Here is a 20,445-nt window from a genome sequence, read left to right as displayed (position 1 = left end):
CATTTGGTAAAAACCCAACGGAAACCGTTGGGTTTTTTCATACGAATAAATAGAATAATGCTCCCGTCACCCCAAAACTCAATACAACTACAATGGGATGCAATTTTAAGCGACTCAAGAAGAAAAATGCAACAAGCGCAATCCCAACTGAGGGCCAATCAACCAATACCTTTGACCCCGTTGTAAATGCTGCAGCCAAAATCAAGCCCACTGTTATGGGACGCAGGGTCAAAAACAATTGCTTAATACGGGGATTTTCAACATTTTTATCCAAAAAAGACGAAAGCAGATTAATTGCAAAAACGGCAAAGAAAATTACCCCTATGCAAGCGACAACCGCACCCAAAATACCCGCCGTTCTAAATCCTACAAAGGTGGATGAGTTAATGGCAATGGGTCCTGGTGTCGATTGAGCTATCGCCAAAAGATCCAAAAATTCTCCCTCTGACAACCAATGATGATAAACACTAACCTGTTGCTCGATATAGGGCAGCATAGCAAGTCCACCACCAAAGCCCATAGCTCCAATCTTAAAAAATGTAATAAACAAGTCCAATATTATGGCAAATCCTTGCGCCATAGCGACAGCCCCCCTCCCAATAATATTGCCCAGAAGGGATTGATACGAAAAAATCCAACGGCAACAAAGGTCCCCAACAACAAGGACCAATCATAGAATCGGCGGGGAATCCGCCTCGCCAGTTTAAGAAAGCTAAAAAATAAAAGGGCCACAACCACTGGCTTCACGCCGGCAAAAAATCCGCGCATCAATGGCGCGTCTTTTACCTGTTCATACAGCATGGTAATAATCATCACACTGATCACAGAAGGAAGCACAGCACCAAGACATGCCACCAGCGCACCTCTAAGCCCATAAATTCTTCGGCCCAAAATCAAGGCGATATTCGCTGCCAAGACGCCTGGAATGCTCTGTGCAATCGTCAAAGCATCCAAAAATTCTTCTTCTTCCATCCACTGTTTTTTTTCTACAATGGAAGTCTCCAACACGGGCACTAGGGCGTAGCCACCTCCAAAGGTTGTTGCAGCACTAACAAACATCAGCTGAAACACCTCGACCAAGCTAGGTTTTACTTTTTTCCCCATATCCTTATCCTTCCGATTTTTCAGGTTCTTTCTCTGCCAAATAAAATATTGCTTGAAGTCCTGGCCCCGTATGGGCACCAATTGCCGCTCCAGGCAAAATCACCTCCGGGTTTACACCCGGAAGTCGCTTGCTCATCAATCTAAGAAATCGGTCAACATCATCTAGGGTGCCGGAATTTCCCACAACAAGCATGGTAGGCTCGCATTGGGTCTCAACATCCATTAAATCAATCATCTTCCGCCATGCCTTCTTGACGCCTCTTTGCTTTCCGATCACAACTACTTGACCATTTTCAATCCCAAGGATTGGCGCAATGCCCAAAAGTCCACCCAATAAGGCAGACGTTTTACTCAATCGGCCACCTTTATAAAGATATTCTAGGGTTCCAACTGTGAAGTAAATACGCATTTTGTCCCGGAAAAAATTTAGCGACTCAAGAATCATTTCCTTCGGCACACCCAAATTTGCCAATTCTGCTGCCCGCTTTGCCATCAATCCCTGTCCGTAAGAAACCGAACGGGAATCAAAGATGGTTAAATCGAAATCCGGGTAGCGATCCATGATCTGTTTTTTTGCCAGACAAGCCGCCTGATAGGTTCCCGAAAGTTTGGATGACAGGGACACATAGATGCACGATTCGCCTGCTGAAGCAAATGCCTTAAATTGTTCCAAAAATCGATGCAGGGTAATCTGTGCCGTCGTAACTCGTTTCCCCTCTTTGAGTCTGTCATAGACTTGGCTCTTTTGTATGGTCTCATTTTCGTAAAACTCCTGATCATCCACAAGGATGACAATGGGCAGCTCTACAATTTGCAGATCCTCAATTTCTTGAGGCCGCAAGTCTCCCGCGCTGTCTGTCAGTATTCTTATCCCCATACTCTCTCCCCAATTCAAGATTTATGCGTTTTCAATAATGTCTTTGATATTTGCACCTTCAGAAATAAGGCCGTCAATCTTGCCATCACGACTGGTTAGAATCACAGTAACCCCAGGGCCATGCCCCATCTTGATGCAGTCGCTGTGGACGATAACCCCAATACTCACAGCACCAGGGCGATAGTCATACCCATAAGCGCAATCCATATCTTTTAGCAAGACTAGATCACCGAATCGAAGCTGATCAATCCCTGATGCCTCTATCCCAGCCTTATCCCCAGTCATAATATCAAAATCTCCCGAGTAAGCATGGCGCGCCCCCAAACCGGATGCCATCATCACTGCCGGCACTTCCGCCGCAACTGGAACAATCAAACGCCCCTCTTTTTCCTCAATTTGAATCCGATCAAAGAGATCTGGGTCAATGTTCATCACCTTGATCTCCGGGTACGCATTCAATTTTAATCCTTGTCCATGGGCGCGAACCATAATTTTATCATCGATCGCCAAGGCATTTAGGGTTTCATCATCAAAATACACCAGAACATGATCAATGCCACCGTGTTTTCCTGTTACATAACCTCGATCACCCTTGGCATCACCCGACACAACAATCGCTTCATTGCCAATGCATGACAAGGCGGTAAAGGCTTGATTCTCCCTCACCTCTTCGTTTCGTACAGAAACGCCCGGTTCAATATGATCACCTTCCCAACCAAAGGCCGGATCCCCAACCTTCACGTTGTAGCAAATTCCACCCGTTGCAGGTAAAATCCGCGGCTCTCCGTCTCGTTCTACTCGAAAATCATTACCCAATGGATGATGTACTTTTCCTTGTACCGATTGTCTGATCAACCGTTCTCTATTCGTTTTTGCCATCGCTTTTATTTTCCTCCCAGACCTTCCGTTCGAGTCGCATTGATAAAGCCCTGAAAAATTGGCTTCATCGCGCTCGATACTTGAATCATTTCTTCAGGATGCCACTGCACCCCCAAACAAAATCCATACTCTTTTTTCTCAATGGCTTCCACCACTCCATCACTCGCCTTGGCCACTACTTTAAAATCTGGTGCTAGGTCTTTGATGGATTGATGATGTAAACTGTTCACCATCACCCTTTCCCCGATCATTTTTCGTAACCGGCTACCTGCCTCGACTTCAACATAATGCATGCCTAGAGTTCGGCTGCCTTCTTGCTGATGCTTTAGGACCATGGTAGGAATATGGCTCAAATCTTGAAACAAGGTTCCGCCGAAAGCAACATTCATCACCTGCAGGCCCCGACAAATACCAAGAATAGGCATCTGCATCTCAACCGCTTTTCGAACAGCTTCAATATGAAATAAGTCCATGGTGGGCAAGATCGCTCCCAATTCCTCATAAGGCTCCTCATCATAATAGAAAGGATGCACGTCTATCCCTCCGGTTACTAACAGTCCGTCTACCCGCTCCAACAAATACGCAGTTGCCTTTCGATCGATTCCAACCGGAAAGACCAAGGGTACACCACCTGCTTTTTCAACCGCATCAATATACGATTGATTGACAAAGGCGCGTGTCACCGCCCTTTCTTCTACGGTTGTCAAATTTCCCAAAACACCAATCACTGGTTTCATAAGCCACCTCCTCAACTGCCTTTTATTATACCGAAATCTTTACTTGCTTGAAACCCCTCTGTGCATCCGAGACCCGATTTTAATGGAAAGATCATCAAAGAGGGAATAGATCACAGGGGACAATACCAGGGTCAAGAGGGTTGAAGTGATCAATCCAAAGATCACAACGACTGCCATAGGACGCATAAACATCGACGCCTCATCGGTTCCAACCATATAAGGCGCTAACCCTAGAACGGTTGTCAAGGTTGTCATCAGAATTGGCCGCATCCGAATCGGACCCGCCGCCAGCAAGGCCTCTTCCCGCGATTCCCCTTGCTTTCTTCGTATGTTGACATAATCAATCAACACAATGGCATCATTCACCACAATCCCCGTAATAATGACCAGGCCCATAATCGACGGTACGCTCAGGGTTTGCTGGAACAAGGTTAATCCATAGAGAGCGCCCGCATAGGACAGGGGCACAATCAATAGAATAATAAATGGGTTTAGCAGAGACTCAAATTCCGATGCAAGCACCATATACACCAGAACAACTGCCAGAAGCATGGCCCAGCCCAGATCGGAAAAAGCCTCTTCAATTTCTTCATTTTCTCCCGTAATTTCCACCCGCACTCCTTTCGGCATTTGCAAGGAAGCGAGGGCTTTTTCAGCCACCACCGCAGCATCTGCCGCATCTCCATATGCCAATTGAGCCGTCACCGAAATCAATCTTGACTGAGATTCCCGATTGATGCTGATAGGTCCCTGCTTTAATTGAATCTCAGCAACCTCCCCCAGGGGAACACTTAATCCCCCAAAACCCACAACTGGCGTTTGGGAAAGGGTATTCATATTTTCGCTGTAAATCGAATCACCCCGCAGGCGTACCTCCACTTCTTTCCCGCCTAATTTCAGCCGAGTCGCCGCGATACCACTTAATTGCTGATTGACCGATTGTGCAATCTGCGCTGTTGTCAATCCATATTGTGAAGCGATCAATCGATCCGGTACGACCCAAACCTCCGGGATCCCTTCTGCTAGGTCACTTTTGACTTCCGTCAGGGACGCAAGCTTTGAAAGTTCTCGCACCACATCATCGCTTACCTTTTGCAGAGCATCCAAATCATCGCCAAGAATCTTAACTTCCAAAGGTGCTGCCGCAGTGGAAAGGTTGGTGGACGATGGAACCATCACCGAAACTTCCGCACCAGGAATATTTTTTACTGCTTCTCGAATTTCAGCTTCAATCACTTGAATCTCTATCTCTCGGTCCTGAAGAGAGGACAAGATCACAGAAACCTGGCCACGATTCCCAGCTGCAGAAACCATGCCCTGGTTTCCACTTGATCCAACTCGCGTAAACAAGGACTGCACTTCTGCTATGGGTTGAATCCGTTGAACAATCTTAGCTAGAACCATTTCCGTTTCATGGGACTGTGCACCATCCGGCAGGCGTACATCCACTTGCACCAAACCTTCGTCCATCTCAGGAATGAATTCCTGCCCTAGGAAGAAAGCCAAAAAGACGGCCACAACCATAAAAATTACAGCTCCGGCTACCATTTTTTTCCGATTCCGCAAGGCTCGCTTCAAAGTTCGGCTATATAGCAGGCGAAGCGACTCAAACTGATGTCGAATGCGACCAATCAATCGGTGGCGTTGATCCTCATCCGTAAAAGCCAGTTCCATCTGTCTGTCCGTCAGCAATAAAGATGATAGCATGGGAATCAAAGTCAGAGCCAGTAACAGGGATGTCAACAGCGAAAAGGTAACCGTTAATGCAAGTTCCCGAAAAATAATCGAGGTCAATCCCCCAACAAAAGAAATAGGTAAAAAGACAGCAATGGTTGTCAATGTCGATGCCATTACCGATAAACTCACTTCCTTGGCTCCCCGTACAGCAGCCTCTTTGAAATCATAGCCTTCCTGCCGAAAGCGGAATATATTTTCCAAAACAACGATGGAGTTATCCACCAGCATCCCCAGCCCCAGTGCCAAGCCACCCAGGGTCATCAGATTGATGGTAATACCCGTATAGAATAATAAAATAAAGGTCGAAATAATCGAAACTGGAATGGTAATCGCAATAATCAATGTGGTCCGATAATTACCCAGAAAGATATACAAAATCAATACAGCCAAAAAAGCGCCGATCAGCGCATCCTGAATAACGGCCTTAATGGCCAATCGAATGACTTCCGCCTGATCAAGAATCCGAATCATTTCAATCTCGGGATAGGCCTCTAGCAAGGTCGCTAGTTCCGCTTCCATTCGATCCGATACAGCAACCGTATTGGTGCCAGACTGCTTGTTGATAGAAAGCTCCACCGCTACTTGACCGTTAATCAGGGTTTTGGTTGTTCCTTCCTTGGCGATCCGTTCAACCTGAGCCAATTCACCCAAGCGAACTTGTCCACCACGAGGCAGAGGCAACAAGAGGTCCCGCACTTCCTCGATAGATTGGAATTCACCAATGGCCCGCACACTTAAGGAACGGTTGCCTCGACTCACTTGACCTGCAGGCAGGTTAAAGTTTTCTGCCGCCAGAATCTGCTGAATCTGCGCGATATCCAAGCCATAACCAACCAGTTGCTCGCGGCTGAATCGAATCTCGACTTGATCTTCCACACCGCCGATAATATCAACATTAGCTACACCATCTACTTGCTCCAGCTTTGGCTTCAGTTCCTCTTCTACAAAGGATTGCAACTCCAGTGACGAAAGGGCTGGCGCCGTCAAAGCGATATCAAGAATCGGCAAATCACTGGGGTCAAAGCGCAAGATCGTGGGTGCAGAAGCATCCTCCGGCAAAAAACCTTCCACCATGTCTACCCGTTCTCGCACCTTTAAAGACGCTTGATCCATATCCGTACCATAATCAAATTGCGCAACCACCAAAGAACGCCCCTCCGAGGAAATAGACTGCAAATCAACCAGTCCTTCTACAGCAGCGGTGGCTCCTTCCAATGGTCGCGTTACTAATTTTTCAATCTCTGATGGTGATACCCCTTCGTAATCCGACAATACGATTAAGACAGGGACTTCTATTTCCGGAAACAAATCCACCGGAATATTAAGAAATGATATGATCCCCAGAAGCAAAAGGACCAGGGTCATCATCACAATGGTTGTGGGACGACCAACTGCAAACTTTGATAACATTTTGTCCTCCTACTCTTCCACAACCAAAATCCGTGCTTGGTCTTCCAAAAAGCTTTGACCCTTGACAATCAATTTTTCTCCTACGGAGAGTCCCGATACAATCTCAACAAAGCTTCCGTCATCCAAACCAGTTTCAACTAGACGTTCCACGGCGCGGTCTTCCTCTTGCACAAAGACCTTTTTAAGACCTAACTTCTCAATAACGGCTTCAATGGGAATGGCTACCACTCCATCTCGCCTCTCAGTAACCAAATAAACTTTGGCAAACATGCCTGGCAACAGCTTCCCTGCCTGATTTTCTAGCCTTACTTCCACCGGGTACAAAAAAGTCTGCTGATCCACAGCTGAACCGATGGCCAAGATTTCTCCAATAGTTTGCGTTTGAATCGCTGGAATCTCAAGAGAAACCGAATCCCCCACCGAAATCAAAGAAATCAGTTTCGACGGCAAGTTTACCGCCACCTTCATCGTGGAGGCATCCGAAATAATAGCAGCCGGCTGCCCGGGTGCCGCATAGCCCTGCTCCGTCACCCCAAGGTATGAAACCTTTCCCGAGATCGGTGCCTTCACCTCTAAATCATTCAGCAAAGAATTGGTTTGATCATACATCGTTTTCGCTTGTTGAAAGCCTGCAAGCAAGGCATCAATCATCTCGGGTGAAGCTGCAAGCTTGGCCTGTTCCCACTCGCTCTTCGACACCGCGCCAGCTTCATACAATCGTTTCAAGCGCTCGGCTGTAGTTTGGGCCAATCGCAATTGTTCCAGGTTGCTTTCATAGCCGGCACGAGCTTGATCAAAAGCAGCTGCAGCCTGTTCAACCTGATCCTCAATCGCTTCTGCATCTAATCGAAATAACGGATCATCTTCCTCAACCCATTGGCCCAACCGCACATCAACACGCTCGACTGCTGCGGCTATTGGCACCATAATCATCGCTTCTCGATTAGCCATCAACACACCAGACAGCGCCGCACGTTGCTCTAGGTTCATGGTTTGTACATCTGTAACTTCGACAGGAACATAGGGCTCTTCAGTTATTTCAAGGGGAGGCTGACACCCTGTTAGAATCAATACACTTGCTAGAAAAATTCCCAATACTCGTTTCATTGCTACTCCTTTGTATCAAATATTCTCATTAATTTCTCTTCTCATTGTACACCATTTCCGATGAGAATAAAAAAGCTCCGCTTCATCAAAGATGAAACGGAGACTTTACATTTATTGGGTCAAAATCATGACTGTATTGGCAATCAACTTGCCTTCGCTGTTATAAGTACCTGCAATGGAAATCTGATTGCCTGTACTCAATTGTCCATAGGAAGTTGACTGTCCTGATGAATTAATAAAATTAGTCTGTTGATTATAGTAAACATTAACTTGTGTGCCGTCATCCTTTTCAAGCATCATTAGTTGGAGTCCATAATCAGATAAGAGTAAGCGCCCAACAAAAGCGGCCGAACCACTTTGAGTTTGAACGGAAATATTTAGAATCTGATCCCCCATTACATATAAAGTAATCTGGTTGCCGGGCCGCAAATCAAAGATTTGAATTTGTCCGTTACCTTGATATACTGGCGTTGCACTGGTTACTGAATACGTTGACTCCACACCCGTTGAGGTGCGCACTCTTAACTCCGTTGTTCCTGCAATGGTTACTGAAACCACCTCAACCTGAATGGTTTGAGCCGTAGTCGCCGTTCCCATAATCGAAGAGACTTCTTGATAACTCATAGTCATGGTAACTGCATCACCAACCGCTAATTCAGTTACTAAAATTTGTCTGCCATTTTTCATCACATAAACGGAATTTCCTAAGGCTAGTTCTCTTGTTACGCCATTCGATACAAGTTTGACCTTATTTTGTTGGCCAAATACAATCCCTTGAAAAACACCACTGATCGTTGTTGTCGCAGGCCAAGCCGTAATCGAAACAACCTGCCCATTATTGGCATTTACTTGAACATATTGATTCTGCATCAAAGATGATGCCGTTGTGCTTTCAAATCCCAAAGTAATAGGAAACGTTTTATTAACCGTCCATGTCTTGTAAGCCTTTATTTCATTTTCAAAACTATCTTGGACAAAGGTAATTGACCCATTACTGTCACTTCGCTGGGTGACCATCCCTTCGTATACTACCGTGCCTAACGGTGGATTCGATGGATTTGCTTGCCCGCTCCCACTTGTTGTCATGGTTAACAACTTGTAAGTATTGTTGGCCGGGTTATCATCCACAGCATAGGTCACAACAACCGTTTCTCCCTTAACGAAGTTACCCAAAGTTGCTACTTGGCCATTACGTGTCAGCACTGCAAGACTATCGACACGATACCATTCACTTGTTTGTTGCAATTGAACGAAGTGATTACTCCCCGACGGAATTAGATTAGAAATTGTCGTAGTCAAAGAATTAGTCGTAGCCGGTGGTGTTTTAGAACCCGTATGGATCAATCCACCTGCTTCCATCTTTGAATAGGTTCTTGATAAAAGGGTCGCCATAACTGCACGACTTACCTGAGAATCTGGTTGAAAAACAAGCTTTCCGGTATCCGGATCCGTCAATCCATTGATGATTCCCGCTTTCACCATGACTTCCACATAAGCCCAATTCGCATCATTCTTCTTGCTTGCAAAATCGGTGAACTTTTCTACCTCTTGATAGATCAAAACATTGTTCGCGTCCTGTTCCAATCCCAAGGCTCTCGCCAAAATTCGGGTAATCTGTCCCTTATTCACTTTTTGGGCACGGTCCTTATCATAGAGTGCTTTCAACTCTTCAACCGAAATCAAACCCTCGTTTAAAGCAATCGCGATATCTGCTTTGGCCCAATTCGCCGCTCCCAAGGTAACCAAGGTTGATTGATAGCTTTTGCTCGCTTGAGTCACTTCATCGGTAGAGTATTGAAATAAACGTCCCGCCATAACAAGGGCTTGTTCATAGGTAACCGAATCCCCTGGCTTGAATATGCCACCGTCATACCCTTTTAAGATTCCCTTTTCATTCATCGTATCGATATACTGGTCTGCCCATTCATAATCACTGCCTGCAACATCCCGAAAGGATCCTGCAAATACAGGCTGAATGCTAAGTATAACAATCAATCCAATCATCATCCATCGCTTCATTCCGTTCGCCTCCTTGTTGAATTCTCCCCCTATTATACCATAGGAAAAGACTTACAAGTCAGCGATTGTCTTCTTTCCATACTGTGATTCCCAGTCTTTATTAAATTGATCCATCGACCAATCCGTCATTAAATGTTCCAATAGCTTTTCTAGAATATCAGCGGGAACAGTTACCGCTTCAGCACCCAATTTCGCACACTCCAAAACTTGCTGCGCATTCTTAAAACTAGCCGCCACAATCTTAGTATCAATCCCGCCTTGGTCAAAAATATCACGAATCGCGGCAATCACGCCAACCCCGTCTCCTGTAATATTATCAATACGATTCACGTAGGGTGCTACCCAATCTGCACCCGCTCGTGCAGCCAACAAGGCCTGCATCGGTGTAAAAACCGCCGTTGCCAATACGCCAATTCCTGCTTTTTTGATCATTGGCATCGCTTTTAAACCCTCTTTCGTTACAGGTACCTTCACAAAAGTGGTGTTTCCCAATCGCGCTTGAAGCACCTTGGCATCCGCCACCATCTCCTCTGCCGTTTGACCGACAACCTGCACAAATAATAAGGATTCTTGACCAATAATCGTACGAATTCCCTCTTGAAGCGCCCAAAAGTCACTCTTTGCTTTAGCTACAATCGATGGATTTGTTGTTACTCCCGCTAAAGGAAAATATTCAAAACCGTCTCGAATCGATTGATGATCTGCTGTATCCAACATTACTAACATTGTAATTCCTCCATTCTTGTTCCTTATTGTCTCTTCTTGTTTTTTATTATTCCATCTTATCTTCTTCGATTTCTCCACGCCTGTCAATATATTTGAAATCTTCCGCAACCACTCAGGCAAGAATTGACTTTTTCCCAATTAAAATTCGAAGAAACCCATCTATTTTGAAAAACAGTAAAGAGCGCCCCAAGTGTTTGAAAAATCCACATTTGGAAGCGCTCTTACTTTGCTGCTTATGACCTTAATAAACTAGCTGCTGCTTGATCAAGAATGATGGTAACATCTGGGTGCAATTGCAAAACAGATGCGGGCAATTCCGGTGTAATCGGTCCTTCAATCATTGCTTGAACCACTTTTGCCTTACCTTCTCCGCTGGCAATCAATACGATCTTTCTCGATTGCATAATATTCTTGATTCCCATGCTAATCGCTTGGGTTGGCACTTGGTCAATCGAATCGAAAAAACGCGAATTAGCTTCAATCGTATCCGGTTCCAGCTCCACGATATGCGTTCTCGCCTCAAACTTCACATCGGGTTCGTTAAATCCGATATGTCCATTGTTTCCGATTCCCAAAATCTGAATATCAATCCCTCCAGCCTCTTCAATCATCTTGTCATAACTTTGGGCTGCAATCGTCATATCCACAGCAATTCCACTGGGGATATGAATATTCTCTGGTCGAATATTAATATGATCAAACAAATTCTCCCGCATAAAATAATGATAGCTTTGCTCATTGTCCGGAGTTAATCCGATATACTCATCCAAGTTAAAAGAAACAACCTCATCAAAATCAATATCTCCATTCCGATAAATCCGAATCAATTCCTTGTACATCCCCACCGGACTGCTGCCTGTTGCTAGCCCAATCACCGCATTGGATTTTAAGATTAATTGGCTTGCAAATAAATTTCCCGCCTTACGGCTCAGTTCTTCATAATTTTTCGCCACAATTATTTTCATTTGCTTAACTCCTTCTTGTTATAATGTATATACCAATTTTATCGAACTAGCTTCCTCTTGTCAATCCTCTGCATGGAAATAGTTGATTCGATTTAAATAAACGTTAAGACCTGATTTTTAAGAATTTTGCTATACTGTTTCGGGAGGTGATATGATGAATTTTACACCATCAGAAATAGAAAAAGCACAAAAAAAATTTCATAACATGAAACGTAACATGCATCTAAAGTCCATTCCAATTATTCTACTTCTTATCGTCTTTTTTGGAGTCCGACTATTGGGCGAAGATCATTCCAGTTTTCTCTTCGTTGATGCTTGGATCCGAAATCCTGACCATAAATTCGCAGTCATGACTTTTGCACTTGCATTTGTCAGTTATATCGTATGGATTCGTTTGAGTTGGTCTTGCCCCCACTGCAAAAAAAGTTTTGGCAAACAAACAAATATACATCATTGCATGCACTGCGGAATTCCACTTTTGCCAAAATAAAAGGACTGTCATAGACAGTCCTTTCCACTTAAAACGATACAATGACCCCGCCTTCATTGGCATAGGTCGAACTCAAGCCACGGGTTTTTACAATAATCACATCACGAAACTCATACATGCTTTCAATTAACTCCTTCACATACTGTGCCCGCTCCGGCGCATTACAATGAGCTATCGCTACCAAATTTTCTTTTGAAATTGTTCCAAATTTCGGCATTTCATCCACCAGTTTTTTCAACGCCTTTTTGCTGCCACGTGCCTGGGTTGCAGAAATAATGGCGCCGTCCTTGTCTGTCGTTAAAATCAATTTCAAATTCAATACGCGAATGATCGTTGCTTTCATCTTCGATAAACGACCATTTTTCTCTAAGGTATCAACCTTGTCCAAGACAAATAAGGTTTTCGTTTGCTCGATATATTGTTCCACTTCTTCTACAATCTGCTCAAACTTCTTGCCAATTTTCGCCAGTTCGTCAATTTTCAATGCAATTAGTACTTCCTTGCTGGCCGCGGCCTTCGAATTGAATATATGCGCTTTCTTTTCTGGAAACTTTTCTAAAAACATGTGCATCGCATTCACTGCACTATTGTAACTACCACTCAATTCTGATGACAGGGTCACGCCAAACAACCAGTCATGTGGGCCTTCAAATTTTTCCAAATAGGTATGAATTGACGGGCAAGCGCTCTTTGGCACCTCATCGCTCTCATCTATCTTTTTTAGATAACCATCTAAATCCAAGCTTTCATCATCCACAAACTCTTCGCCATTCAAGGTAAATGTCAAGGGTGCCAATTCAATGTTCATCTCATTTTCCATTTCCTTGGTAATATCGCAACTGCTGTCTCCAACGATCTTATAGTGCATCTGCTTACCTCCCTCTTTCTGTGTATAAGTCCATCTCTATCATAACATAAATACCCCATACATAGAAAAAATCACCCTGGTAAACAGGGTGATTTCTGGTTTTTATTTCCATTGTGCCATAATCAAGCTCCAAGCTTCAATTAATTCTTGATGAGAATCAAAAACCCACACCGCACCCTCATCATAAAGAATCTGGTCCGACAAAACTCCGGTGTTAATGGCAAAGACCAAGGCACCCGCTTCAACTGCAGAGCGCACACCCAAGGGTGCATTCTCAACAACAACTGCCTCCTTTGCTTCTACCCCTGCAATCTCCATGGCACGAAGATATGGTTCTGGATTCGGTTTGCCTTTTTTATAATCCACACGCGTCACCATATGGGCAAGATCTATGCGACCTTCCAACTCATTTAGCAACTTTTCCTTAATTCCTTCATAGTATCCGCCTGTGGCGATCATGGGTACCTGCCCTGTCGCAATTACAGTATCCAACATAAGAATCGTATCTGAAAAAAGATGATCAGTATCGTAGGTAGTAAAGATTGCTTCTTTCTCTACAACCATCTCTTCTTTTTCTGCTTGCGGTGGAATAGGAATCCCATACTTTTCAGATACGCGATCAATTGTCTCATCATTCGGACGACCCTCTTCTAAAAAAATTTCATCAGGATTCAAGGTCACCTGATAATGCTTCAAATAGATTGCGGCCCAGGAATCATGATGACACTGCATAGTATCATATAAAACCCCGTCTCGATCAAAGATAACAACCTTGGGAATTGGTCGTTTTGGGAGTTTTTTCAACGTTTCTTTCAATGATAAACCATTCAACCTCATCACTCCTTTATCGAAAGCGTATCCAGTATCTCTTCAAGAATCAAGCTTTTTTCTCAGAAACGATCAGTTCTTTCGAAATTTGTTCGACTTTTTCCAACTCAATCCAACCGGTTTTTTCCTCCAAGGCATTGGCCGTGCCGCAAGCGCATGCCAAACGCATGGCTTTCTTCAGGCTGTTTTTCCGAGAGAGAGCAACCGCAAATCCGGCTACAAAGGAATCGCCCGATCCCACTGGATTTACAACGGAAATCTGAGGGATTTCCACCTCAATTACAGATCCCTGACTTACCAATACAGCACCTTGACCTCCCAAGGAAACGGCTACCGCGCCAACCCCCTCTTCAATCAATTCCTTTGCCGCTTCAATGGCTTGTCCTTTGCTTTCAATGTCTCGACCAAAGTACGCAGACAATTCCTCTCTATTGGGTTTAATAAAGTCTGGCCCAGCCTGTATTCCGCTTCGAAAAGCTTCTCCAGACGTATCAAGAATCACCGTAACTCCAGCCTCTTTCCCAGCACCCACCAGCTTTCCATAGAAGCTTGGATAGACTCCTGCCGGCAGACTGCCCGAAATCGTTAACACCTTAACACCTGCCAGCATCTTTGGAAGCCTTTTAAAAAATTGCTCTTGTTCCGCCTCAGTAACCACGGGACCCCGCTCCAGAATCTCCGTTTGGGTGCCGTCAGCCCCCAAGATTCCCAAACAAACACGCGTTTCTTCACCTATGGTTACAAAATGGTCTTCATAGCCTGCGACTTGAATCGTTTCTCGGATAAAATCACCGTTTCTGCCACCAACAAATCCCCCACAGGTCACTTCTTCGCCTAGTCGATCAACAACCCGGGCTACATTCAAACCCTTGCCGCCCGCAGTTTTATTATAGGTTTCGCAACGCACCACTTGATTCACTTCAAACTGATTTAAAAAATACCGTGCGTCAATCGCTGGATTTGCTGTGATAGTAAGAATCATTTTTCCTCCTAGGCGCGATTCGCGCTCTGGCAAATTTCAATTTTCTCTCGAACAACTGCTGCCATCGCTTCCTTTGCTGGCTTCATATAGTAGCGTGGATCATTGGCTTTTGGATTCTCAACAAAGTAGGCCTTCATGGCATCAGAAAAAGGAATCTTCAACTCTGTTGCAATATTCACCTTGCAGATCCCGCGTCGGATCGTTTCTTTTACACTCTCGCCGGGTACACCAGATGCTCCATGCAAGACCAAGGGTATGGAAACGACCTTTTTAATTTCGGTCAATCGCTCATAGTCCAATTCAGGTTCTGCTTTATACAGGCCATGAGCCGTTCCAATGGCAACTGCTAAAGAATCAACACCTGTCTTTTCAACAAAATCAATCGCTTCTTTGGGATCGGTTAGAAAGGCATCCTTGTCTGAAACCACCAAATCATCCTCTCGGCCGCCCAATTTGCCAAGCTCCGCTTCCACGGTAACACCACGCTCATGTGCATAGTCAACGACTTCTTTCACGATTTCAATATTTTCGGCAAAAGCATGCTTCGATGCATCAATCATGACAGAAGGATATCCCATGTCAATGCTCTCCTTCAAATCGGCCACATCTTCATGATGATCCAAATGAAGCGCAATGGGAATATCATAGGTTTCCGCTGCAGCCTCCGCCATAGCCAGCAAAAATCTTTTTCCTGCATGACGTACGGTTCCGGGTGTTGCCGCAATCATCACCGGCGAACGCATTTCTGCCGCGATCTCCACTACGGTTTGTAGCGTTTCTAGATTATGGATATTAAATGCGGGAACCGCATACCCCTCTTCTTGTGCCTTTTTTAACATGTAATAACTAGTTTGCAATGCCATATTCTTCCTCCTAAATCCCGTCTTCGTCTTCTATCTCAACACGTGCTTGCATGACAAATGCAAGTACGCCATTTTTTCCTTCTTCTAGTGCTTGCTCCTTAAGTGATAAAGGTGATTGACTCTTTGCAGTAAAGATCACCGATAAAATCATCGGTAGATTCGTCCCTGCAATCACTTCCGCATCTAAACTCTGCGCCAGCAATACGCTTGACTTAAAAGGAGACCCCCCTACAAGATCCGAGAAAAATACAAGCCCATTCTCTCCATCAACAGCTGTTGCCGCCTGTTTCAATTCCAAGTCCAATTCTTTCACACTCATACCATCAGAAAAATCGACGGCTTGAATACCATCTTGTTTCCCTGCAATCAATTCCACAGCTGATAAAATCCCTGTGGCAAAATTCCCATGGCCTGTCAACACAATCCCCGCCATACAATCTCCTCCTGGCTTTTTTGTTCTCAATTACGTTTTCATTTGAATAAAAAAGAGGAAAACGTTTGAACGTCCTCCCCCCGTATCCTTTACACTAAGCCAATATAATGTCCTAGAACACCAATGCCCAAAGTCAATACGATCAACTTGGTTGGAGACCAACCTTTTTTCACCAATCGGTACATTAACAGGGTATACAGTAATGGCAATAATTTCGGCATAACCATATCAATCACATCAGATTGCAAATTAACTGTCGCTTGACCAGCTGTAATCACAACAGCTAGGTTCAATCGAATATACGATGCAATCAAGGCACCCACTACAGAAACTCCGATAATAGAAGCTGCGTGAGAAATACGTTGCGTATTTTCCTTTAATAATGGAATCGCTTTTACCCCTTGATTATAAGAAAAATACATCAAACCAAATCGTAGCAAGAAATGAACCACATTAAAGACGACCAAGAAGAAGATTGGACCTGCCGCTGAACCTTGCATGGCCATAGAAGCGCCGATTCCCGCAGAAATTGGAAGCAGAGTCAACCAGAACAAGGCATCGCCAATTCCGCCCAACGGTCCCATGGTTGCAACCTTGATACCACGAATGGTTTCACGAGATTCTTTATTTTCTTCCATTGCGATGATAATTCCCATAATGAAGGTCACCAGGAATGGATGTGTATTAAAGAACTCCATATGATCTTGCATAGCATCAGAAAGATCATCATCATTTGTATGGATTTTTTTCAAGCCTGGCATCAATGAGTACAACCACCCCGCAGCTTGCATTCTCTCGTAGTTGAAAGATGCTTGTAGAAAGAGCGATCTCCATGCCATTTTGCTTAAATCTTTTTTTGTAATCACTTTATTTACACTTGAGTCCTTAAATCCCATCACTCATACCTCCTCCATTGGATTCTACAGAAGCTTCAATCCGCTTTGTGTTGAAGAAGTCATATGCTGCAAACGCGCCAGCCAATAAAGCAACTGCCAAGATATCAAGACCAATATAAGCCACTAGAATAAAGCCAATGATCAAGAAAGCAACGTAGTCTTTTTTCAACATGATTTTCAAAAGCATGGCAAAACCAACGGCAGGCATCATGCCCCCTGCGATAGATAGGCCCGCAATCAATGTTGCTGGAAGAGATTGAACCACTTCGGTTGCGTTTTCAGCACCAAAGTATATTGGCAAGAATGCCACGATAAAGTACATGAAAAATAATACCGTCATACCAAGATAATTAATACGATCAATGCCTTTCGTATTTGCTGCCTTGGCAAATTGATCAGCCTTGTGCATAACTGGAGAGAATACCGTGAATAATAGCGTAATTAAACCCTGCATCGCAATCGCAAATGGCACCGCGATTCCAACTGCAACTGTCGGTTCCAAATTCGCAAGAATAGCGAAAGCAGTACCGATGATCCCTCCGATTACTACGTTAGGTGGTTGCGCGCCAGCCAATGGCACCATACCCATCCAAACCAATTCCAGGGTTGCACCGGCGATTAATCCTGTTTCAACATTTCCCAGAATCGCGCCAACGACAAGACCAGATACCAGTGGACGGTGAATATGCGTCAAACCATCGAACATATCGATGCCGCAAATTCCAGCCCACAGAGCAATTAAAAGTGCTTGTGTAAACATGTGAAATTCCTCCTCATTTTTGTATTACTAAACGCCTCCTCAAGCGCTGTTGCTATAGATACTTTTGAATCTCTACCGCTTTTTCAGACGGGACTCGTTGGATCGTACATTTCACACCACGATCCACTAGCTTCTTAAATGCATCACGATCGCTGTCATTCAACGATACGGTGGTCGTTACCTGTTCTTTACCTTCTGAAAAGTGCATATTTCCAATATTGACAGAATCAATTGGAACGCCACCCTCTACCAATTTCCATACATCTTGCGGGTTACGTACAATCAAGGCAATCTTTTGCTTCGGAGATGCTTTATGAATCACCTGAATGGTTTTTTCAATACTGAAGTAACGAGTCTGCATGGATGGCGGGCATGCCATATCCATCAATGATTGTTGGATCTTATCCTTTGAAACTTCATCGTTGCAAATTAGGATAAGGTTTGCCTCAACATGATGAGACCATGTTACGGCAACTTGGCCATGCAATAAACGATTATCAATTCGTGTTAAACATATATTTGGCATTTTTTCCTCCTCTGATTTGGATGGGGTTGCCCCCGGAAGGATAACCTTCCGGAGAGAACTATTTATAAGGGTAAATATGGACACCTTGTACAACACGATTCACAAATCCAGTCGGTGATGGATTGTCCGGTGTCATTCCAAGAGCCAAGGAATTATAAAAAGCAATTAATTGTGCGGTTATGATATAAGGAAAACTCAAAAACGTATCATCGATGGTCTCCATTGCATTTTCATTCACTGCATAATGAAAATCAGCCAGTTTTGATACTTGTGCATCCAGTCCATCAGTAATCGCTAGTACATGTCCCTTTTTATCTGCTGCAAATTCTTTCAATAAATCCAAGTCATAGGCGTAGGTGTATGGATCATTGGCAACATATAGAATGGTCAAGGTCTCTTCATTGACCACAGACTTGGGGCCGTGTCGAAATCCCAAAACTGAGTCGTAATGCGTTGTCGAATCTCCGGCACACAATTCCAAGGTTTTCAAAGCGGATTCTCGAGCCATTCCACTCAAACTCGATGATCCCAAATATACGTAACGGGCAAAATGAGCCTTTACCAATTCCTTCACTAAAGGGATCAAGCTTTCCTTGTAACCTTCTGCTCTTTCCCGAATAATTTCTATCGTTTTTTTCATATCATGCAGGTCATCAAGATGACAAAACAGCAGACTCGATAAGGTCATGCTTGTCAACGATCCCGTCATGGCAAAGCCTTGATCATTGGAATCTTTCGGCATCAACAAGCTGAAAATATTTGCATTTCCCTTCGCTCGAAGATGAAGTTTTCCTTCTTCGTTGCAAGTAAAGAATACGTGATAAATTTCATCCACACATTGATCAGCCAGATCCACTGCTGCAATACTTTCCGGCGAGTTCCCGGATCGTGCACAAGAGATCAACAATGTTGGCACCTCTCGCTTTAAGTAGTTGGCTGGATTTGCAACAATATCTGTTGTGGCAATGGCTTCTACCCGATAAGGAAGATGTTTCCTCATATAAGGTACCGCCATATCTCCTACAAATGCCGATGAGCCGGCTCCAGTTAAAATAATTCGCAACTCTTGCTTTTCAAACAAGGGAAGTAAAAAATTCTGAAGAGCTTGTCCCTCTTTCAAAAATATTTCGTAGGTCTCCCCCCAAAGTCTTGGCTGCTGATCAATCTCTTTCGCTGTGATCAATGCCCCTTTTGCTTCCCATTCGGAAGCCTCAACGCCTAAAATCATAATTTCCTCCTATTCGTTCATCATGTGGACCTGTGGTTCTTACCAGTTGTGGTAAAAAGCTTGGTGCCTAGACACCACTCGTCTTAAGCACCACACGATATTCAAATTTATCTCCCCGAGCGATGCCAACGGTATATTCTACAACCGCTTGACCTTCTCGTGTAATCCTCTCAATCAGCATACATGGTGTATACCCTTTGATATGTAAATATTTCGCTTCATGCACTTTCGGTAGAACCGGCTTAAAAACCTCTTCTGCATCCGTGAATCTCACCTGATAGTCTTCTCGAAGAATATCATACATGGGCCTTTTTTCCAATTGTTCTCCTGTTACTCCAGCAAAGCGTTTATACGGAATGTAACTCTTTTCGTACATCATGGGTTCGTCGTCCGCCAAACGAAGACGCTTGAACTTGATTACGCGTTCTCCTTCCGCTAACCCCATCCGTGAGGCTGTTTCTATGTCAGCTTCGATCACAGCAAATTCCAATACATGAGAACTGGGCACCTTGCCAAGTTTCTTCATTTCATCGGTGAAAGAATAAAATCCACTTAAATCCTGCTTTAAATAGGGTGCAGCAACAAAAGTCCCCTTGCCATGCTTTTTATAGATATAGCCTTCTCGCTCCATTTCCAACATGGTCTGGCGAACTGTGGATCGACTGATCTCATATAGGTCGCATAACTCACGCTCAGACGGCAGTTTGTCGTCTGTTTTCAATTCACCGGATCGAATCTTTTCCAGCAAAACATCAAGTAATTGATAGTATAGTGGAATTCGACTTTTTGGATCCATCATTGCCTTTCACCTCTTCCGGTCATGTGGTCATTACCAGTTCTAGCTTTATTATACGCATCTCTCTTTCGCTTTGTCAAGAAAAAAAATCCCCCGCAAAGCGGGGGAAGTCATTTAACGTTGCAATATATCATGAATTAGCGTCTCATAGTTTTTTTCTTCAATGCTGATGGGATTCGCCCAAATCAAAGCAAGAGTACCGGCAATCGCAAGT

Annotated in this window: 21 protein-coding genes; 1 reads left to right on the top strand and 20 read right to left on the bottom strand. The window is 44.2% G+C overall.

Features of this window, described 5'->3' with window-relative positions; all coding sequences use genetic code 11:
- Positions 1-37 precede the first annotated feature (37 nt).
- The 10 genes from AC25CA_RS03350 to nagB all read right to left on the bottom strand — a co-directional run bounded on the left by AC25CA_RS03350 (position 38) and on the right by nagB (position 11,561).
- Positions 38-580 (bottom strand): chromate transporter, encoded by a 543-nt coding sequence (locus AC25CA_RS03350; protein ID WP_486815627.1) that lies wholly within the window; start codon positions 578-580, stop codon positions 38-40.
- The gene (locus tag AC25CA_RS03345; protein ID WP_486815626.1) at positions 559-1,104 is read right to left on the bottom strand and encodes a chromate transporter; all 546 of its coding nucleotides are present in this window, start codon (positions 1,102-1,104) and stop codon (positions 559-561) included. Before AC25CA_RS03345 ends, AC25CA_RS03350 begins: the two co-directional genes overlap by 22 nt.
- A 4-nt stretch (positions 1,105-1,108) precedes the next feature.
- A complete protein-coding gene (locus AC25CA_RS03340; protein ID WP_486815625.1) occupies positions 1,109-1,981 on the bottom strand; it encodes a DegV family protein in 873 nt (290 codons plus the stop codon).
- A 21-nt stretch (positions 1,982-2,002) separates the two neighbouring features.
- Positions 2,003-2,860, bottom strand: a complete 858-nt coding sequence (locus tag AC25CA_RS03335; protein ID WP_486815624.1) for a DUF4438 domain-containing protein — start codon at positions 2,858-2,860, stop codon at positions 2,003-2,005.
- Positions 2,861-2,865: 5 nt separating this feature from the next.
- Positions 2,866-3,597 (bottom strand): gamma-glutamyl-gamma-aminobutyrate hydrolase family protein, encoded by a 732-nt coding sequence (locus tag AC25CA_RS03330; RefSeq protein ID WP_486815623.1) that lies wholly within the window; start codon positions 3,595-3,597, stop codon positions 2,866-2,868.
- A 39-nt stretch (positions 3,598-3,636) separates the two neighbouring features.
- Entirely contained in the window at positions 3,637-6,744 is a 3,108-nt protein-coding gene (locus tag AC25CA_RS03325) for an efflux RND transporter permease subunit (protein ID WP_486815622.1), read from the bottom strand.
- Positions 6,745-6,753: 9 nt separating this feature from the next.
- On the bottom strand, positions 6,754-7,851 hold the full coding sequence (locus tag AC25CA_RS03320) for an efflux RND transporter periplasmic adaptor subunit (protein WP_486815621.1): 1,098 nt from the start codon (positions 7,849-7,851) through the stop codon (positions 6,754-6,756).
- 111 nt (positions 7,852-7,962) lie between these two features.
- On the bottom strand, positions 7,963-9,870 hold the full coding sequence (locus AC25CA_RS03315) for an S-layer homology domain-containing protein (RefSeq protein WP_486815620.1): 1,908 nt from the start codon (positions 9,868-9,870) through the stop codon (positions 7,963-7,965).
- A gap of 51 nt (positions 9,871-9,921) precedes the next feature.
- A complete protein-coding gene (locus tag AC25CA_RS03310; protein ID WP_486815619.1) occupies positions 9,922-10,596 on the bottom strand; it encodes a transaldolase family protein in 675 nt (224 codons plus the stop codon).
- A gap of 233 nt (positions 10,597-10,829) precedes the next feature.
- The gene (gene nagB, locus AC25CA_RS03305; RefSeq protein WP_486815618.1) at positions 10,830-11,561 is read right to left on the bottom strand and encodes a glucosamine-6-phosphate deaminase; all 732 of its coding nucleotides are present in this window, start codon (positions 11,559-11,561) and stop codon (positions 10,830-10,832) included.
- 151 nt (positions 11,562-11,712) lie between these two features.
- Between nagB and AC25CA_RS03300 the strand changes: the two genes are divergently transcribed.
- Positions 11,713-12,051 carry a hypothetical protein gene (locus AC25CA_RS03300; protein ID WP_486815617.1) on the top strand — a complete coding sequence of 113 codons (339 nt, stop codon included), beginning with the start codon at positions 11,713-11,715 and terminating at the stop codon, positions 12,049-12,051.
- A 28-nt stretch (positions 12,052-12,079) separates the two neighbouring features.
- Here AC25CA_RS03300 and AC25CA_RS03295 read toward each other — a convergent pair whose 3' ends face one another.
- The 10 genes from AC25CA_RS03295 to AC25CA_RS03250 all read right to left on the bottom strand — a co-directional run bounded on the left by AC25CA_RS03295 (position 12,080) and on the right by AC25CA_RS03250 (position 20,234).
- Positions 12,080-12,919, bottom strand: a complete 840-nt coding sequence (locus AC25CA_RS03295) for a DegV family protein (RefSeq protein WP_486815616.1) — start codon at positions 12,917-12,919, stop codon at positions 12,080-12,082.
- A gap of 102 nt (positions 12,920-13,021) precedes the next feature.
- Positions 13,022-13,750: an HAD family hydrolase gene (locus tag AC25CA_RS03290; protein WP_486815615.1), complete on the bottom strand. Its 729-nt coding sequence runs from the start codon at positions 13,748-13,750 to the stop codon at positions 13,022-13,024.
- 46 nt (positions 13,751-13,796) lie between these two features.
- Positions 13,797-14,729: a 1-phosphofructokinase gene (gene pfkB / locus AC25CA_RS03285; protein ID WP_486815614.1), complete on the bottom strand. Its 933-nt coding sequence runs from the start codon at positions 14,727-14,729 to the stop codon at positions 13,797-13,799.
- An 8-nt stretch (positions 14,730-14,737) separates the two neighbouring features.
- On the bottom strand, positions 14,738-15,592 hold the full coding sequence (locus AC25CA_RS03280) for a tagatose bisphosphate family class II aldolase (protein WP_486815613.1): 855 nt from the start codon (positions 15,590-15,592) through the stop codon (positions 14,738-14,740).
- Between the two features lie 10 nt (positions 15,593-15,602).
- Positions 15,603-16,025 carry a PTS galactosamine/N-acetylgalactosamine transporter subunit IIA gene (agaF, locus tag AC25CA_RS03275; RefSeq protein WP_486815612.1) on the bottom strand — a complete coding sequence of 141 codons (423 nt, stop codon included), beginning with the start codon at positions 16,023-16,025 and terminating at the stop codon, positions 15,603-15,605.
- An 89-nt stretch (positions 16,026-16,114) separates the two neighbouring features.
- Positions 16,115-16,921 carry a PTS system mannose/fructose/sorbose family transporter subunit IID gene (locus AC25CA_RS03270; protein ID WP_486816593.1) on the bottom strand — a complete coding sequence of 269 codons (807 nt, stop codon included), beginning with the start codon at positions 16,919-16,921 and terminating at the stop codon, positions 16,115-16,117.
- Positions 16,911-17,681, bottom strand: a complete 771-nt coding sequence (gene agaW / locus AC25CA_RS03265) for a PTS N-acetylgalactosamine transporter subunit IIC (RefSeq protein WP_486815611.1) — start codon at positions 17,679-17,681, stop codon at positions 16,911-16,913. Before agaW ends, AC25CA_RS03270 begins: the two co-directional genes overlap by 11 nt.
- A 52-nt stretch (positions 17,682-17,733) precedes the next feature.
- Entirely contained in the window at positions 17,734-18,207 is a 474-nt protein-coding gene (gene agaV, locus AC25CA_RS03260) for a PTS N-acetylgalactosamine transporter subunit IIB (RefSeq protein ID WP_486815610.1), read from the bottom strand.
- A gap of 58 nt (positions 18,208-18,265) precedes the next feature.
- A complete protein-coding gene (locus tag AC25CA_RS03255) occupies positions 18,266-19,435 on the bottom strand; it encodes an SIS domain-containing protein (RefSeq protein WP_486815609.1) in 1,170 nt (389 codons plus the stop codon).
- Between the two features lie 67 nt (positions 19,436-19,502).
- On the bottom strand, positions 19,503-20,234 hold the full coding sequence (locus AC25CA_RS03250) for a GntR family transcriptional regulator (RefSeq protein ID WP_486815608.1): 732 nt from the start codon (positions 20,232-20,234) through the stop codon (positions 19,503-19,505).
- Positions 20,235-20,445: the final 211 nt, after the last annotated feature.

The organism is Gottschalkiaceae bacterium SANA (genome assembly GCA_036323355.1).
GTDB lineage: Bacteria > Bacillota > Clostridia > Tissierellales > GPF-1 > GPF-1.
The sequence above is the reverse complement of the archived record's forward strand: the minus strand, read 5'-3'. Positions and strand labels throughout refer to the sequence as shown.

Coding starts and splice junctions, on each gene's coding strand:
- AC25CA_RS03345 (WP_486815626.1), bottom strand. CDS start 1,104: ATGGGGAAAAAAGTAAAACCTAGCTTGGTCGAGGTGTTTCAGCTGATG.
- AC25CA_RS03335 (WP_486815624.1), bottom strand. CDS start 2,860: ATGGCAAAAACGAATAGAGAACGGTTGATCAGACAATCGGTACAAGGA.
- agaF (WP_486815612.1), bottom strand. CDS start 16,025: ATGGCGGGGATTGTGTTGACAGGCCATGGGAATTTTGCCACAGGGATT.
- nagB (WP_486815618.1), bottom strand. CDS start 11,561: ATGAAAATAATTGTGGCGAAAAATTATGAAGAACTGAGCCGTAAGGCG.
- AC25CA_RS03300 (WP_486815617.1), top strand. CDS start 11,713: ATGATGAATTTTACACCATCAGAAATAGAAAAAGCACAAAAAAAATTT.
- agaV (WP_486815610.1), bottom strand. CDS start 18,207: ATGCCAAATATATGTTTAACACGAATTGATAATCGTTTATTGCATGGC.
- AC25CA_RS03340 (WP_486815625.1), bottom strand. CDS start 1,981: ATGGGGATAAGAATACTGACAGACAGCGCGGGAGACTTGCGGCCTCAA.
- AC25CA_RS03255 (WP_486815609.1), bottom strand. CDS start 19,435: ATGATTTTAGGCGTTGAGGCTTCCGAATGGGAAGCAAAAGGGGCATTG.
- AC25CA_RS03330 (WP_486815623.1), bottom strand. CDS start 3,597: ATGAAACCAGTGATTGGTGTTTTGGGAAATTTGACAACCGTAGAAGAA.
- AC25CA_RS03350 (WP_486815627.1), bottom strand. CDS start 580: ATGGCGCAAGGATTTGCCATAATATTGGACTTGTTTATTACATTTTTT.
- AC25CA_RS03310 (WP_486815619.1), bottom strand. CDS start 10,596: ATGTTAGTAATGTTGGATACAGCAGATCATCAATCGATTCGAGACGGT.
- AC25CA_RS03325 (WP_486815622.1), bottom strand. CDS start 6,744: ATGTTATCAAAGTTTGCAGTTGGTCGTCCCACAACCATTGTGATGATG.
- pfkB (WP_486815614.1), bottom strand. CDS start 14,729: ATGATTCTTACTATCACAGCAAATCCAGCGATTGACGCACGGTATTTT.
- AC25CA_RS03250 (WP_486815608.1), bottom strand. CDS start 20,234: ATGATGGATCCAAAAAGTCGAATTCCACTATACTATCAATTACTTGAT.
- AC25CA_RS03280 (WP_486815613.1), bottom strand. CDS start 15,592: ATGGCATTGCAAACTAGTTATTACATGTTAAAAAAGGCACAAGAAGAG.
- AC25CA_RS03320 (WP_486815621.1), bottom strand. CDS start 7,851: ATGAAACGAGTATTGGGAATTTTTCTAGCAAGTGTATTGATTCTAACA.
- AC25CA_RS03315 (WP_486815620.1), bottom strand. CDS start 9,870: ATGAAGCGATGGATGATGATTGGATTGATTGTTATACTTAGCATTCAG.
- AC25CA_RS03295 (WP_486815616.1), bottom strand. CDS start 12,919: ATGCACTATAAGATCGTTGGAGACAGCAGTTGCGATATTACCAAGGAA.
- AC25CA_RS03270 (WP_486816593.1), bottom strand. CDS start 16,921: ATGGGATTTAAGGACTCAAGTGTAAATAAAGTGATTACAAAAAAAGAT.
- agaW (WP_486815611.1), bottom strand. CDS start 17,681: ATGTTTACACAAGCACTTTTAATTGCTCTGTGGGCTGGAATTTGCGGC.